The organism is Halorubellus litoreus (assembly GCF_037081675.1).
GTDB classification, from domain to species: Archaea; Halobacteriota; Halobacteria; order Halobacteriales; family Natrialbaceae; genus Halorubellus; species Halorubellus litoreus.
On the sequence record NZ_JAZAQL010000002.1, the window covers coordinates 1,286,041 to 1,300,258 of the forward strand.

At 70.9% G+C, this 14,218-nt stretch carries 15 protein-coding genes; 4 read left to right on the plus strand and 11 right to left on the minus strand.

Annotated features, from left to right (window positions below):
* Nucleotides 1-138: 138 nt before the first annotated feature.
* Together VYJ16_RS13910 and VYJ16_RS13915 are read left to right on the plus strand one after the other, a co-directional pair.
* Nucleotides 139-1,680, plus strand: coding sequence for a sensor histidine kinase (locus VYJ16_RS13910; protein WP_336350907.1), 1,542 nt, complete (start codon nucleotides 139-141; stop codon nucleotides 1,678-1,680).
* Nucleotides 1,681-1,763: 83 nt separating this feature from the next.
* Nucleotides 1,764-2,330 (plus strand): hypothetical protein, encoded by a 567-nt coding sequence (locus tag VYJ16_RS13915; protein ID WP_336350908.1) that lies wholly within the window; start codon nucleotides 1,764-1,766, stop codon nucleotides 2,328-2,330.
* On the opposite strand, the gene VYJ16_RS13920 is transcribed toward VYJ16_RS13915, so the two are convergent.
* The 11 genes from VYJ16_RS13920 to VYJ16_RS13970 form a co-directional block, all read right to left on the minus strand.
* The gene (locus VYJ16_RS13920) at nucleotides 2,288-2,677 is read right to left on the minus strand and encodes a VanZ family protein (protein WP_336350909.1); all 390 of its coding nucleotides are present in this window, start codon (nucleotides 2,675-2,677) and stop codon (nucleotides 2,288-2,290) included. The two genes, VYJ16_RS13915 and VYJ16_RS13920, sit on opposite strands and share 43 nt — an antisense overlap.
* Nucleotides 2,678-2,752: 75 nt before the next feature.
* Complete coding sequence (locus VYJ16_RS13925; RefSeq protein WP_336350910.1) at nucleotides 2,753-3,118, minus strand: DUF8048 family protein; 366 nt, start codon at nucleotides 3,116-3,118, stop codon at nucleotides 2,753-2,755.
* Nucleotides 3,119-3,261: 143 nt separating this feature from the next.
* Entirely contained in the window at nucleotides 3,262-5,043 is a 1,782-nt protein-coding gene (arcS, locus tag VYJ16_RS13930) for an archaeosine synthase subunit alpha (protein WP_336350911.1), read from the minus strand.
* 499 nt (nucleotides 5,044-5,542) lie between these two features.
* Nucleotides 5,543-7,015, minus strand: a complete 1,473-nt coding sequence (tgtA, locus tag VYJ16_RS13935) for a tRNA guanosine(15) transglycosylase TgtA (protein ID WP_336350912.1) — start codon at nucleotides 7,013-7,015, stop codon at nucleotides 5,543-5,545.
* A gap of 92 nt (nucleotides 7,016-7,107) precedes the next feature.
* The gene (locus VYJ16_RS13940) at nucleotides 7,108-7,272 is read right to left on the minus strand and encodes a hypothetical protein (protein ID WP_336350913.1); all 165 of its coding nucleotides are present in this window, start codon (nucleotides 7,270-7,272) and stop codon (nucleotides 7,108-7,110) included.
* 84 nt (nucleotides 7,273-7,356) lie between these two features.
* Nucleotides 7,357-8,376, minus strand: coding sequence for a CPBP family intramembrane glutamic endopeptidase (locus VYJ16_RS13945; protein ID WP_336350914.1), 1,020 nt, complete (start codon nucleotides 8,374-8,376; stop codon nucleotides 7,357-7,359).
* A complete protein-coding gene (locus VYJ16_RS13950) occupies nucleotides 8,373-9,089 on the minus strand; it encodes an NUDIX hydrolase (protein WP_379762442.1) in 717 nt (238 codons plus the stop codon). Before VYJ16_RS13950 ends, VYJ16_RS13945 begins: the two co-directional genes overlap by 4 nt.
* 440 nt (nucleotides 9,090-9,529) lie before the next feature.
* Nucleotides 9,530-10,441, minus strand: coding sequence for an alpha/beta fold hydrolase (locus VYJ16_RS13955; protein ID WP_336350915.1), 912 nt, complete (start codon nucleotides 10,439-10,441; stop codon nucleotides 9,530-9,532).
* A 35-nt stretch (nucleotides 10,442-10,476) separates the two neighbouring features.
* On the minus strand, nucleotides 10,477-11,286 hold the full coding sequence (locus VYJ16_RS13960) for an ABC transporter permease (protein ID WP_379762444.1): 810 nt from the start codon (nucleotides 11,284-11,286) through the stop codon (nucleotides 10,477-10,479).
* Nucleotides 11,283-12,308, minus strand: a complete 1,026-nt coding sequence (locus VYJ16_RS13965) for an ABC transporter ATP-binding protein (protein ID WP_336350916.1) — start codon at nucleotides 12,306-12,308, stop codon at nucleotides 11,283-11,285. The genes VYJ16_RS13960 and VYJ16_RS13965 overlap by 4 nt, the downstream gene beginning before the upstream one ends.
* Before the next feature lie 84 nt (nucleotides 12,309-12,392).
* The gene (locus VYJ16_RS13970; RefSeq protein WP_336350917.1) at nucleotides 12,393-13,013 is read right to left on the minus strand and encodes a LysE family translocator; all 621 of its coding nucleotides are present in this window, start codon (nucleotides 13,011-13,013) and stop codon (nucleotides 12,393-12,395) included.
* Nucleotides 13,014-13,093: 80 nt separating this feature from the next.
* Between VYJ16_RS13970 and VYJ16_RS13975 the strand changes: the two genes are divergently transcribed.
* Both VYJ16_RS13975 and VYJ16_RS13980 read left to right on the plus strand, forming a co-directional pair.
* Nucleotides 13,094-13,357, plus strand: coding sequence for a hypothetical protein (locus VYJ16_RS13975; protein WP_336350918.1), 264 nt, complete (start codon nucleotides 13,094-13,096; stop codon nucleotides 13,355-13,357).
* A gap of 80 nt (nucleotides 13,358-13,437) precedes the next feature.
* Nucleotides 13,438-14,202, plus strand: coding sequence for a class I SAM-dependent methyltransferase (locus tag VYJ16_RS13980; protein ID WP_336350919.1), 765 nt, complete (start codon nucleotides 13,438-13,440; stop codon nucleotides 14,200-14,202).
* Nucleotides 14,203-14,218: the final 16 nt, after the last annotated feature.

Below are 14,218 nucleotides of genomic sequence, written 5' to 3' on the forward strand. Positions count from 1 at the left end.
CGCCGTTCTACCCCGTCGCCTGACTCACCCCGCCGTTCTACCCCGTCGCCTGATTCGCGCTCGCCGGGGTGGTCGCTGTCCGGTCCCGATTCATCGAGCCCGTACAGTCAAGAGTCCCCCCGTCCTACGAGGGGCAGGATGGCGGCGACCCGCGAACGAATCGAGCGCCTGCACGACGCAGCGACGGCGCTCTCGCGGGCTGACGCCGAATCGGAGATCTTCGACATCGCGGTGGAGTCGGCGGCGGACGTGCTCGCGTTCGACGCGTGCGTCGTCTGTTGCGTCGAGGACGACCGGCTCGTGCCGGCGGCGGCGGTGGCGGTGGAACTCCAGCCGAACGCGCCGACGCTCGACGCGAACGAGGGCGTCGCCGGGCGGACGCTCCGTCGCGGCGAGACCGAGGTGGTTCCGGACCTGAACGCGGACGCGGACGCGGCGCCGACGGACCCGGCGTATCGGTCCACGCTCTCGATACCCGTCGGTGACGACGCGGTGTTCCAGGCGCTGTCGACGGACGTGGACGCGTTCACGGACACCGACCGCGAGCTCGCGGAGTTGCTCGTAACGTACGTCGAGCACGCCCGGGAGCGCGTGAGTTACGAGGCGCTCGTGACGCGCGAACGCGACCGGTTCGCGGCGCTGTTCGAGAACGTCCCCGACCCCGCGCTCCAGTACCGGCTCGTCGACGGTCGCCCGGTCGTCGACCGCGTGAACTCCGCGTTCGTCCGTGCGTTCGGGTACGAGCCAGCGGACGCGATCGACGAACCGGTGACAGACCTGCTCGTCCCCGAGGCCGACCGGGACGCCGCCGAGGAACTGCACGCGGCGGTGAACGACGGCGAGCGCCTCGACGACGAGGTGGAGCGGCGAACGGAGACGGGGACGCGACGGTTCCTCCTGCGGAGCGTTCCGGTCGCGGGCGACGACGAGACCCGGTCGGGGTACTTCATCTACACGGACATCACGCCGCTGAAGGAGCGCGAACGCGAGCTCGAACGACAGAACGAGCGGTTGGACGCGTTCACGGGCGTCGTCAGTCACGACCTCCGGAACCCGCTGAGCGTCGCTCGCGGGTACGCGGACCTCGCGCTCGAGTCCGGGGACGTGACCGCCGTCGAGGAGGTCCGCACGCAACTCACGCGGATGGAGGCGATGCTCGACGAACTCCTCACGCTCGCCCGCCAGGGCGACGTCGTCGGCGACACCGAGCGCGTGGACGTCGCGACCGCGGCGACGCTCGCGTGGCGTCACGTCGACACGGACGACGCCACGCTCGACGTCCGCGCGGACGACCTCCACGTCGACGCGGACCCGAACCGACTCCAGGAACTCCTCGAGAACCTGTTCCGAAATAGTATCGAACACGGCTCGACCGGGTCCGAGACGTCCTCGGACGAGGCGCCGGTGTCCGCGTCGGACGGTGGCGCTGACCACTTGACGGTGACGGTGGGGGCGCTCGCGGACGGGACCGGGTTCTTCGTCGCGGACGACGGCGTCGGCATCCCCGAGGACGACCGGGACGCGGTGATGGAGATGGGGTACTCGACGGCGACCGACGGGACGGGGTTCGGGCTCGGTATCGTCGCGGAGATCGCGCGAGCGCACGACTGGTCGGTCGCGGTCGGGGCGTCGGCCGATGACGGCGCGCGTTTCGAGATTCGCACGACTGCGAGCGAGTAGTCGGCGTCGGCGGGCGGACGCCGCCGCGCTCGCCCAAGGCACCTTGGGGTCGCGCTCACCCTCGTGGGACCCCAAGCGGTGGTATGACGAACGTCATCGGTGACCTGACGATATCGGTCGAACGGACGGTCGACGTGGACGGTGAGACGGTGTTCGACGTGCTCGCTGACCCGGAGACGCTCGGGGGCGCGGAGCGCGTGGCACGCGAGGAGACGCGGGAGTCGACGGGTCGCGCTGGGGCGCCGGGAGCCGGCGTCCGCGACCCGCCACCTCGAGTGCGCCGCGGCGACACGTTCGTCGGGACGGTCGCGGCACCCGCGGGCCGGGACGCCGACGGCGTCCCGGAGGTCGGTGACGGGTCCGCGGTCGGGACCGGTGCGTCCTTCGAGTCGTACTTCACGGTCGAAGAGCACGACGCTGGCCGGCTCGTGCTCTCGGGCGGCGGCGACGGGGACGCGGGGTCGTTCGACGCGCGCGTCGTGGTCGCGGTCGCGGACGTCACCGAGGGTGCGGTGGTGCGCGTGGACGCGACGATGGACGTCGCCGGGAAGGTCGCGTCGCTGGGCGCGCAGCGGGTGCGGGCGGCCGCGGCCGCGGTCCTCGAACGCTACCTGTCGCGCGTCGAGCGCGCCGCGGCGTCCCCGGCGTAACGCTCGGCGGCGCGAACGACCGCGGCGACGGCGAGCGCGCCGGCGGCCGCGCCGACGAGGTTCGCGAGCGCGTCCAGCGCGCTCGCGGAGCGATAGGGGACGCCGAGCTGGAGGAGTTCGACGAGCACGCCGTACGCGACGGCCGCGGCGACGCCGACGACCGCGCGGCCGTCGGCGTACGTGACGGCGGCGGCGAGGACCATGTACCCGGCCGCGTGCAGCCACTTGTCGGCGCCGACGACGCCGAAGGGACTCGAGAGCGACCCGCCACCGCCGGGGACGAGCGACGCGACGAGCACGACCAGGGCGAGGACGGCGACGAGGAGCCAGCGCGAGCGAGCGGTCACGTTCGGTCGTGCACGCCGGCGGGCAGAAACCTTGCGGTGGCTCGGAGAGCGACGCGCTCGGCGAGCGCGGCGCGGTCAGGCTGCGGTCTTCTCGATGACGACGCAGTCCTGGACGTCGAGCGCGGTCTCGAACTCGTCGGTCCGGTCGACGTCCGTGCCGAGCCCGAGGAGGAATCGTGCGTGCGCGGACCGCGTCGCGTCGACCGCGCCCGTCTCGAACCCGAGGCGGTCCGCGATGGCCGGCCAGTGGTCGGCCGCGACGAAGAACGCGACGAGGTGGTCGTCCTCGTACGCGCACTCGTGGTGCTCGCGGTACTCCTGCAGGCGCAGCGAGAGGTCCGCCTGCACGACCGACAGGAGTTCCGGGAGCCGCCCGGGCTTGACGACGCCGTCACCGGCCGTCAGCAACAGCACCTCCTCCGGGAACGGGTGGTCCTTCACGACGACCCACCCGTGACTGTCCTCCCGACCGCATCGAGAATCATACCGTATCAAGCGCTCGCGGCCTCATAAAGACGGTACGCAACAGGTTCGTTCGTGCGAGCGCGTCGCTCGAATCGCCCGCGAGCGGCGGTGCGTCGAGCCTACGTCTCCTCGACGTGGCGGACGCTGCAGGCTTCGCCGCGCGTCGATTCCACCATGGCGTCGCCGTGCATCTGCGCGCGACCGATGGCGAACGCCTTCGGCCCTTGGACGACGACCTCGTCGCCCTCGCGGATGTCCGAGTCCGCGTCGACGACGCCGGGCGCGAGCACGCTCCCGTGGGGAACGAACCCGTCGATCTCGACGCGCTTCGTCGGCACGTCGCTCTCGAGCCAGCGGCGCGCCCCGCGGAGGGTAAAGGAGAGCGTCCCGTAGTTCGGGACCATCGTCGCGAGCTGCGGTGCGGCGTTCTGGTCGTCGCCCGCCGTCGGCGGTTCGTCCGCGCGAATCTGGAGTTTCGGGTACCGGCTCGTCACCGTGAAGTCGCCGAAGAGGTCGTCGCCGGCGTCGGCGCCGAACTGGTAGTCCGCGAGCGCGCGGACGGTGTTACGCTGGCGTTCGCGCTTCCCGTACGCGGACTCCCCTTCGAGTGCGGCGGCGAGGTTCGCGAGGCTCTCGTCCGTGGTGGGGTGGTCGGCGACCGTGAACTCGACGTCGAGGTCGGGGTGGGATTCGAGCGCGCGTTCGACGATGGGGCGGTAGTCGTCGGGGACGTGCGCGACGACGCGCGGGTAGTCGTTCGCGTCGAGGTACCGGCGGAGGACCTCGGCGACGAACTCGACCTCGCCGGCGGTCCACTCGCCCGTGACGACGGTGTCGTAGTGCTGGGCGGGGTACGTGAGTTCGAGCTCCTGGGGGACGACGCCGATGGGCGAGGTGATGGACGCGAGGTGCGCGCGGTACCGGATGACCTCGCGGAACTGGTAGTGACTCTGGGAGTCGCTGTAGGGTTTGGTCGCCGAGCACGGGACGAGGACGAGCGGCGCGTCGAACCGGTTCCGGTACCGTTCGGTGACGCGCTGCGCGAACCGCTGTATCTCGACGCGGTTGAGGGTGTCCTCGGTCGTCGCGTCCATGTGCGCGTTCCGGTAGACGGGCGTCCGCTCCTCGAGGTATCCCCACTCCTGGTCGAGTTCGCGGACGAGCGCGGTCAGCCACTGGTCCTGGCGCGCCTGCCCTTCGACGTAGTCGCGGAGGCGGCCGTCGCGGATGCGGCGGCGGACGCGCGCGAGTTCCGCTTCGAGGACGGCGACGTTGTGGTCGACGCAATCCTGCCGGTCGAACGCCTCGCGGGGTTTGCGGCAGGCCTCGCACGCACACGGGAGTTCGTCGAGGTCGTCGAGGAAGTGGTTCTCGTCGGTCGTCAGGTACCGGCCCTGGGTGCCGAGCGCGACGGCGCGGTCGGCGTCGAACAGATCGACGCCGGCGTACGCGAGCACGGCGACGTTCCGCGGTGTCGCCGCACCGGAGAGGTAGACGGCGGCGTCCTCCGGGACGGCGTCCTTCACGGCGAGGATGGCGTCCTTGAAGCCGCGAGCGTGCCCGAGGAACCCCTGGACGTCGGAGAGCACGTACGCGTCCGCGCCGCTGGCTTCGACGTGGTTCGAGCTGACGACGGCGGCGCTCGGGTAGTCGACGTCGGGCGCGGTGACGGCGAAGGAGTCGGCGACCTCGTCGGCGGTGCCGGCGGGGAGGCCGCGGTGGGGCAGGACGGTGAGCGTGCGCTCGTCGCCGTCGGGGACGTCCCGGTGCTCGGGCCACATACCGCCGGCGTTCTCGACGACGTCGTCGACGAGCCCCGGCGTCGCCACGGGGTCGGAAAGGCGGAGTTCGGCGGCTCTCGCGGCGCCGTCGCGCGAGAGCACCTCGAAGTACTCGGTCATGACGCGTCGTCGGGGCCGCGCTCCCCTGTATCTTCCCTTCTGCGCGCCCGACGGCCGGCTCGGCCGAGCGGCCGAGCATCGGATGGACAGCGACCACCAGCGAATACCATGAGGTTCCCTAAATCCTACTTCAGTATCCTCCCAATAATCTCCAAGGGAGTGACGTCGTCGCGTCCCCCGAATGCGTGCTAGATGCCCGGCGCCCAAAAATTAATTAACCGGTACGACGTCTTCGGTTGTGGATGCCGAGGTGGGCATCCGTGTCAGAGGCACTCCCTCTTTCACTTCCCCCATTCCCCCCCTTTCGAAGACCCGGGAGCCAGTGGTTCGCTGATTCTCTCACGAGGTCGTCGCGCGTCCCACGCAGTGGAGCGCCCGCCGGTGAATCCGCGCGTCGTCGACCGCGAGCGCCAGCCGCCGGTCGCCCGTCGACCAGCGCACGAACGAGCGGTTTCGCGATCCGCGACGAGGAGCGCATCGAGGTTCGCGAGAGGTTCCCTCAGTGCTCGCGACCGTGGAGGTTCACGAGCGACACGTCCTCGGGAACCCGCGCCAGTGCGCGCTCCGGCCAGTCGCGGTGCGCGAGCGTGAACGCGGCGTCACTGCCCGCACAGAGCGCTGCGACGCCGTCCGCGGCCGCGTCGAACGCCGCCCCGTCCAGCCGCTCGGGAACCTCCGCGGTCAACGGGTACGTGTTCCGGAGCGCGCGCGGGAACGGCCCGAACGGCGGTTCCACGGTCCACGATTCGTCGAAGTCGTCGTCGTTGTCGCCCTCGGTGAGGAGCACGTCGCCCTCGGGCGCGAGCCGGTCGAGGCGCTCGTGGTGCCGGACGACCTCCGGGCGACGCGCGCTCTCCCCGGAGAGGTAGAAGAACGTGTCCTTGGACGCCGAATCCGTGCGTTCGAGCTGCTCGGCGTGGTCGAGCGCCGCGCGATACCCGTCGAGCATCGCCGGGTGCGCACGGGCGCGCGCCTCGACGAGTTCCATGAGCGACCCGGTCCGGATGGCCTGGCGGACCCTCCGCATCTCCGCGAACGACACGTGGAGGTTGTGCGCCGCGAGCTCGTCGCCGCGCTCGCGCTCGCCGAGCGCGCGCAGTTCCGCGGGCGTGTGCTCGCTACACACCGGGCACGGGCACGGGAGGTGCTCGAGGTCGTCGAGGTGCTTCGTGCCTCGCACCGTCAGATAGCGGTCGTCGCGAGCGTAGAGCGCGTACGCCGCGGAGTCGAAGAGGTCGCAGCCCATCGCCGCGGCGAGCGCGAACATCATCGGGTGCCCGGCGCCGAACAGGTGCACGGGACAGTCCTGGTCGAGGCCGCGTTTCGCCGCGGCGACGACGTCCACCATGTCCCCGTACCGGTAGTCGTTCATCAGCGGGACGACCGCGCCCACGGGGAACACGTCCAGGTCCGTACTCGCCGCGTGGCGTCCGGCTTCCTCGCGGAGGTCCGCGTGCGTCGACCCCTGCACGGGCGCGTTCACGAGCATGTCGCCGACGTCGACGCCCTCCGCGATACCGAGCCGCTCCTGGGTCGTCCGGAGTTCCTCGGCGGCTTGCTCGCGGCTCGCGTCCGGCGGCGTCGGGATGTCCACGGGCGTCCCGACGTCGCTCCCGATGTCGTACTGGAACTGGAGTATCTCCTCGGTCGTCACGTCGATGTCGCCGTACTCCGCGAGCTGGAAGCTCCCGGAGTCCGTCATGATGGCGCCGTGGAAGTCCAGCAGGTCGTGCAGCCCCTGGTCGAGCGCGTCCTCGCGCAGGCCGTCGCTCGTCTTGATGATGTAGCTGTTCGTGATGAGGATCTGCGCGCCGAACTCCGTCTCCATCCGGCGCGGCTCCAGGGTCTGGATGTTCGGGTTGACGACGGGGAGGAGCGCGGGCGTCTCCACCGTGACGCCGGCGCGCGGGACGTCGAGTCGACCGACGCGGCCCGCGCCGTCCCAGTCGCGCGCCTCGAAGTGGTCTCTCATTGCTCCGCGGTTCGCCCCTCGCGTCGGTAAGGGTGTCGTCTTCGCCGCCGCGGTCCGTCCAACCCGTCACAGCGGCCGTCGCCCGGGGGGCGTCAGGCCGATTCGCGCCGCGAGAGCACGACCGCGGCGACGACCGCGGCGAGCGCCACCGCGACGACGACGGTGCCGACGACGCCATCGAAGACGAGCGTGCCGTACGCGACGAAGACGAGTGCGGCGACGACGACCCCCGCGACCGATGCGTTAGCTGCCTTCACACTCGCGAGTAGGCGCTCTGCGAGCGTAGTCGTTCTGGTGGCGGCCAGTGGCGTCGTCCCGATGCCGAAGGGTCGTGGTGGCGCTCAGAGCAGTATCGCGATCACGTCGAGGACCGCAGCGGCGCCGTCGGACCCCGCGCTCTCGGGCGCGAACTGGAGCGCGAGGTACGATAGCGCCAACAGCACCGAGTTGTAGAGCCCGTGCACGAGCGCGTTCACGACGATGTTCTTCCCGTACTCGTAGATCGCGCCGAAGACGAGCGACGGGAAGAACAGGATGCCGATGGTCGTCGCGACCGCGGAGAGGTCGCCGATGAGCGCGACGAAGTGGATGCTCGCGAACAGCGCGCCGCCGAGGACGATGGCGACCGGCGCGGACGTTCGCTCGCGGATGCGGCGCTGGACGACCCCGCGGAACAGGAGTTCCTCGCACGGGCCGACGACGAGGAGCATGACGGGGATGAGGAGGAGGAGCGACGTCGGGTCGCTCTGGGCCTGCGACGTCGTCGCGTTCTGCGCGGGCTGGAGTTCGAGGAGCGTGACCGCGATGCTCGCCGAGAGCGACAGGGCGAGCGTGGCGAGCAGGCCGCCGACGACGAGCACGAGCCCCTTGACGTCGGGGACCGCGACGCCGAGGTTCGAGATCGGTTCGTTCCGCCAGCGCAGGTACGCGTAGACGCCGACCGCGAACCCCGCCTGGGTGCCGGTCAGGGAGACGATGAGCGTCGGCGTGGACGTCACCTCGAACCCGGCGAGGAGCATCACGAGGCCGGTGCCGAGCGCCAGGACGAGTGCGACGACGAGCGACAGGACGATGACGCCGACGGCTTCGCCGAACGCTCGCAGGAACCCGCCCGTGCCGACGCCGGTCTCCCAGGGCGCGAGCGTGCTGTCGGCGCCAGCCTCGACGCGCCCGCCGGTGGCGTCGGCGCTGCCGTCGCGTCCCGGGTCGTTCTCGCGGAGGCTCGCGGGGTCGTTCCACTCGTCGCCGTCGTCGGTCCAGCCGGTGTCCTCGCCGAGTTCGGGCTCCGCGCCGTCGTCGGTTCCGCGGTCGTCGCCCCACTCGCGCTCCGTGCCGTCGTCGGACCCGCGGTCGTCGCTCACGCTCCATCACCACCCTGGGTCGCGGGAGCGTTCGCGTCGACGACGTCGGCCGCCTCGCCGGCAGCCGGCTCCGCGCCGCCGGTCGCGTCGTGGGCGTCGCCGAGTGCGCGTTCGAGCGCGTACCGCGTGACGGCGACGTGCGTCCGACCGTCCCGTATCCGGCCGTCGCGGACCGCGGCGAGGAGGTCGCTGAACCCGGTGGTGTCCACGCGGATGCTCTCGTTGAAGTCGAGTTCCTGCTCGCCAGCCGGCTCGCAGCCGGTGGCGACGTAGACGTGATGCACCGAGTCCAGGAGACCGTTCGCGGGCTCGACCGTGCAGAGGTGCGAGACGTCGCCGGCCTCGTACCCGGTCTCCTCGCGGAGTTCGCGGCGAGCGGCGACCGCGAGGTCGTCGTCGTCCGGTTCGATGCTGCCCGCTGGGAGTCCGCGGTTCACGCGAGAGACGGCCTGCCGCCACTCCTCGATGACGACGACCTCGCCGGCGTCGAGCGCGCCGAGGTCGCCGTCCTCCGTGCTGGCGTCGTCGCCGTCGCTCGCGTTCGCAGCGAACGGGAGGACGACGACCGCTTCGGGTTCGGTCAGGTAATCGAAGTCCGTGTCGGTGCCGTCGGGGAGCCGGACGTCCTGATGGACGACCTCGAACCCGGGGCACGCGTACGCGACGTCGCTGGCGCGGGTCTCCCACGCCAGCGGGTCGGCGTCGTCTGTCATACCCGGGCGTTCGACCCGGTGGCCCTTACGAGTTGAGGTCAACAACCTTTTTTCTGCGGAGGGTGCGCCACAGGCGCACCCCCGTCCACGGGCGACTTCTGGTCGCCCGTGGGGCAGCGAGACGGCTTGCCGTCTCGCCGGGCTTGAAAAAACGTTGCTGGAAAAAAGGCCGAGCGACTCGCTCGCTTCGCTCGCTCGCGCTCGGTGAGTGCGCTGGACGACACCGCGACCGCACCGCGACCGCCACCGCACCGCGCCTGCCCTCCCCCTGCTCGCAGCACGCGCCGGCGGCGCGCGCTGCTCGCGGCCCGGGTCGTCCGTCGAATCGAGCGTTCGAGGGACACCCACCACGAAGCCACGCGGAGGTTTACGTCTCACGTAAACCCGAGTGGGTCGTGGCACGGTCGCGCTGCGGAGTCACGCCGCGTCGCGGTGCGGAGTCATGCCGCGTCGAGGTGCGCGAGGAGTGCGTCGTTCACGCGGTCGGCAGCGTCAATCTGGACCCAGTGGCTGGCGTCCGGGATGCGTTCGACGGTGAGGTCGGGAATCCACTCGTCGAGGCCGTCCGCGTTCGCGGGGACGAGCGCCTCGTCGTCGAGCCCCCAGCAGACGAGCGTCGGCGCCTCCACGCGCCCGTCGGGCATCGGGATGCGCGCGGACGCGAACGGGAGTTCGTCCCTGGCGCCCTCGCGGATGAACGACCGATAGTAGTTCACGGTGGCGGTCGCCGCGCCGGGTTGCAGGAACGCCTCGCGGTAATGTTTGGTCTCCTCGCGCGGCATCGACCCCGCGAACAGCCGCCCGATCGCTTCGGCGTCGTCCCGCCCCAGCCCGAACTCGGGGAGGGCGGGGAGCTGGAACGCGAACATGTACCACGAGCGCCTGAGTTGCGCGGGCGTACGCAGGAGCTCGCGGAACCGCTCGGGATGGGGCGCGTTCAGGATGGCGAGCCGGCCGACGACGTCGGGCTCGCGGATGGCGACCGACCACGCGACCGCGCCACCCCAGTCGTGGCCGACGACGTGCGCCGTTCCCGAAGCCGAGTAGTGCTCGACGAGTCCGACGACGTCCCCGACGAGCAGGTCGATGCGATACTGGTCGATACCGCGCGGTTTCTCGCTCTCGTTGTACCCGCGCATGTCCGGGATGACGACGCGATACCCCGCGTCCACGAGTGCGGGAATCTGCTCGCGCCACGAGTACCAGAACTCCGGGAACCCGTGGAGCAAGACGACCACGTCGCCGTCCTCGGGGCCGGCGGTGACCACGTGGAGGCGGACGCCGTTCACCGCGACGTGCTCGCGTTCGAGGTCGGCATCGACGTTCGCGGCGAGCGTCTCGAAGTCCGTCATAGCGGAGGATTCGGGCGCCGGCGGTGTAACTCCTCTCACTCCGTCAGTCCGTACCCGCGTTTGACGAGCGCGACGTCGATGGCGAACACGACCGCGGTCGCACCGGCGAGCACGCCCAGGGAGAGCCACGGGTCGAGGACGTTGACGTCGAGGAACCCGTAGCGGACGGCGTCGACCGTGAACACCATCGGGTTGAGGAAGCTCAGGGTGTACGCGAGGCCGTCGAGGGCGTCGAGCGGGTAGAAGACGCCGCCGAAGAAGACGAGCGGGCGGATGAGGAACTGGTTGAGGACGGTGAGGTAGTCGAAGTCGCGCGCCCAGAGGCCGCCGACGACGCCGATGCACGCGAACAGCGCGGCGACGAGCGTCAGCGCGACCGCGAGGTAGAGCGGGTGCGCGATGGAGACGAGGTCGTACGCGGGGTGGGCGACCGTGAACGCGACGCCGACTATCGCGATGATGATGCCGACGAGGACGCCGCGGAGCGTGCTGGCGGCGACGTACGCGAACGTCGTCTGCCCGTAACTCAGTGGGCTCGTGAGGACCTCGTGGATGTACTCGTTCCAGCGGCCGTGGAATATCGAGAAGGAGGCGTTCTCGAAGCCGTTCGAGACGGCGCCGAGGACGACGAGGCCGGGGAGGACGAAGAGGATGTAGGGGATGCCGTCGCCGTAGCTCCCGATGCGTTCGCCGAGGATGACGCCGAACACCGCGAAGTACAGGACGTTGTTGATGAACGGCGGCAGGAACGTGTTCCGCGGGCGGCGGACGTACCGGAGTATCTCGCGGCGGACGAGCGTGACCGTGCCCGTGGAGACGCCCGGGATGCTCGAAGCGACGCTCATACCTGGGACACCTCCGCTTCGGCGGGGGACTCGTCGTCGCCCGCGTCGTGGCCGCCAGCGTCGCCGTTGCCAGCGTCGCCGTCGTCGCGCGCGGTGCTCGCGTCGTCGCCGGTCATCTGGACGAAGATCTCCTCCAGACTGGTGCGGGAGACGTCGAGGTCGACGACCTGGTGGCCGGCGGCCTGAAGGGCGGTGACGACGTCCGCGACCGCGCGCCCGCCGTCCTCGACGCGGACCGTGAGTCGGTCGGCTTCGACCGCGGCGTCCAGCACCGCGTCGAGGTCGAACGCGGGCACCTCGCTCGGTTCGTCGGCGAGCGTTATCGTGATGGTGTCCGTGCCCCTGCTCATGAGGTCCTCGGGGGTGGCGACGTCGAGCACGGTCCCCTCGTCCATGACGGCGACGCGGTCGCAGAGGCGCTCGGCCTCCTCGATGTAGTGCGTCGTCAGGAGCACGGTCGTCCCGTTCGCGTTGAGGTCGCGGACGACGTTCCAGAGGTCGCGGCGGAGCTGGACGTCGACGCCCGCGGTCGGCTCGTCGAGGATGAGGAGGTCCGGGTCGGTGACGAGCGCGCGAGCGAGCAGGAGCCGGCGCTTCATCCCGCCGGAGAGCCAGTCGAAGCGCTCGTCGCGCTTGTCGTAGATACCCACTCGTTTCAGGGCCGCGTCCGCCCGGCGCTCGGCCTCCTTCGGGGGGATGCCGTGATACCCGGCCTTGTGCTCCAGCACTTCGCGGATGGGGAAGAAGCGGTCGACGTTGAACTCCTGGGGCGCGAGCCCGATGGCGTTCCGGGCGTCGCGGTAGTCGTCGACGACGTCGTACCCGAACACCTCGGCGTGCCCGCTCGTCTTCCGCGTGAGGCCGACGAGTATCTCGATGAACGTCGTCTTCCCCGCGCCGTTCGGCCCGAGGAGGCCGAAGAACTCGCCGTCCTCGACGCGGAGGTCGAGGCCGTCGAGCGCGCGGAGGTCGCCGTACTCCTTCACGAGGTCGGAGACCTCGATGGCGGCGGTATCGGTCATTAGCGGATTCAGTCTGTTCGCGGCCTAAAGACCCTCGGAACTGGATGCGACACTGTCGCACCCGCCAGCCGGCAGGTGAGAGTGTCAGACGACGTCGGCGTCGCCGAGCGCGACGGCGGCGCCGAGCACGAGCATCGTGCCGCCCGAGCCCCTGCGGAGCCACGTGCGGACGCCGGGTCGGTCGACGAGCGCGCGGGCGGTCCCGGAGGCAAGCGCGAGCGCGCCGAGGTACGCGGCCGTGATGGCGGCGTAGAGCGCGCCGAGCGGGAGGAGTTCGAGGCCGGTGCCGAACTGCGGGAGGAACGCGAGGAAGAACAGCGCGACCTTCGGGTTCAGGACGTTCGTCACGAGGCCCTGCCGGAAGCTATCGCTGGCGGTCGAGTCGTCGACCGAGAGGCCGCCGTCGCCCTGGCGGAGCGTCGCGACGCCGAGGTAGAGGAGGTACGCGGCGCCCGCGAGCCGGACGAGGTCGTACGCGACCGCGGACACGCGGAAGAGCACGGAGAGGCCGGCGACCGCGGCGACGGTGTGGACGAGCACGCCCGCGGCGACGCCGAGCGCGGCGCGCACGCCGGTTCCACGGCCGCCGCCGACGGATTGGGCGAGCACGAACGCCGTATCGGGGCCGGGCGCGAGGACGAGGCCGACCGCGGCGACGGTGTACGCCGCGAGCGTCGCGACGTCCGGGAGCAGCGCCGGGAGCATCTACGCCGACCGTCGACGCGACCACCGAAATGTCTTGGGTGGTCGGCAACGCTTATCGGCCCGGCTCAACTGCCACCGATATGGACCGTGCCCTCCTCCACCGCGTCTCGCTGGTCGTCTCCGGGTGCGTGCTCGGCGCGCAAGGTGCCGCGACGCTCCTCACCGGCGACGCCACCGCCGTTCCAGCCTTGACGCTCGTCGGTGCCCTCGGGATGATATCCGGCGCCGTCGCCGAAGCGTCCGGGAGCGACGACGAGCGCGTGCCCGGCCCGTTCGAGACCGCGCTCGTCGTCGCGGGGGCGGCACTCATCGTCGTAGCCGGCGCCGTCACCGTCCTCGGGTGAGCCGACGAGAGCGACCGACCACACGACGCCGCGACGACGACCGAAACGGCTACTCTGCCGCCACCGCAAGTTCCGTCCCCATGCCAGCCGAGGACCCTCCAGTCCACGACGACCCCGGTACAGCCGACGACCCCGACCGGTCCGAGGAGCGCCTCGCGAGGGACGCCTACGACGAACTCGCGGACTCGTACGCCGTGAACGTCCGGGAGAACGCGTACAACGCGCACCTGGAGTTCCCCGGGACGACGTCGCTCGTGCCCGACGTGGAGGGCGAGCGCGTGCTCGACGCCGGCTGCGGGACCGGCGCGTACACGGCGTGGCTCGTCGAGGGCGGCGCCGAGGTCGTCGGCGTGGACGTCAGCGAGGAGATGCTCGCGCACGCTCGCGACGCCGTCCCCGACGACGCACCCGCCGAGTTCCACCAGGGCGACCTCGCGGAGCCCCTCGAGTTCGACGACGACGCGTTCGACGGCGTCGTGAGCGCGCTCGCGCTCAGCTACGTCCGCGACTGGGACGGCGTCTTCGGGGAGTTCCGGCGCGTCCTCCGCGACGACGGGTTCCTCGTGTTCTCCACGGGGCACCCGCTCGACCAGTTCGGTCCGGACGCGCCCGACGCCGAGAACTACTTCGAGATAGAGCGGCTGACGAAGGAGTGGGACGTCGAGGTGCCGTACTATCGGCGGCCGTTCGGCGAGCTGCTCCGACCGCTGCTCGCGAACGGCTTCCGGCTCGACGACGTCCACGAACCGCAACCCACGGAGGCGTTCCGCGAACAGCGCCCCGAGCGCTACGAGAAGGAGTCCACGCATCCCGTGTTCGTCTGCGTTCGCGCGACCGCTGAGTGACGCCGCCAGCGACGCA

Coding starts and splice junctions, on each gene's coding strand:
- VYJ16_RS13910 (WP_336350907.1), top strand. CDS start 139: ATGGCGGCGACCCGCGAACGAATCGAGCGCCTGCACGACGCAGCGACG.
- VYJ16_RS13915 (WP_336350908.1), top strand. CDS start 1,764: ATGACGAACGTCATCGGTGACCTGACGATATCGGTCGAACGGACGGTC.
- arcS (WP_336350911.1), bottom strand. CDS start 5,043: ATGACCGAGTACTTCGAGGTGCTCTCGCGCGACGGCGCCGCGAGAGCC.
- tgtA (WP_336350912.1), bottom strand. CDS start 7,015: ATGAGAGACCACTTCGAGGCGCGCGACTGGGACGGCGCGGGCCGCGTC.
- VYJ16_RS13950 (WP_379762442.1), bottom strand. CDS start 9,089: ATGACAGACGACGCCGACCCGCTGGCGTGGGAGACCCGCGCCAGCGAC.
- VYJ16_RS13955 (WP_336350915.1), bottom strand. CDS start 10,441: ATGACGGACTTCGAGACGCTCGCCGCGAACGTCGATGCCGACCTCGAA.
- VYJ16_RS13960 (WP_379762444.1), bottom strand. CDS start 11,286: ATGAGCGTCGCTTCGAGCATCCCGGGCGTCTCCACGGGCACGGTCACG.
- VYJ16_RS13965 (WP_336350916.1), bottom strand. CDS start 12,308: ATGACCGATACCGCCGCCATCGAGGTCTCCGACCTCGTGAAGGAGTAC.
- VYJ16_RS13970 (WP_336350917.1), bottom strand. CDS start 13,013: ATGCTCCCGGCGCTGCTCCCGGACGTCGCGACGCTCGCGGCGTACACC.
- VYJ16_RS13975 (WP_336350918.1), top strand. CDS start 13,094: ATGGACCGTGCCCTCCTCCACCGCGTCTCGCTGGTCGTCTCCGGGTGC.
- VYJ16_RS13980 (WP_336350919.1), top strand. CDS start 13,438: ATGCCAGCCGAGGACCCTCCAGTCCACGACGACCCCGGTACAGCCGAC.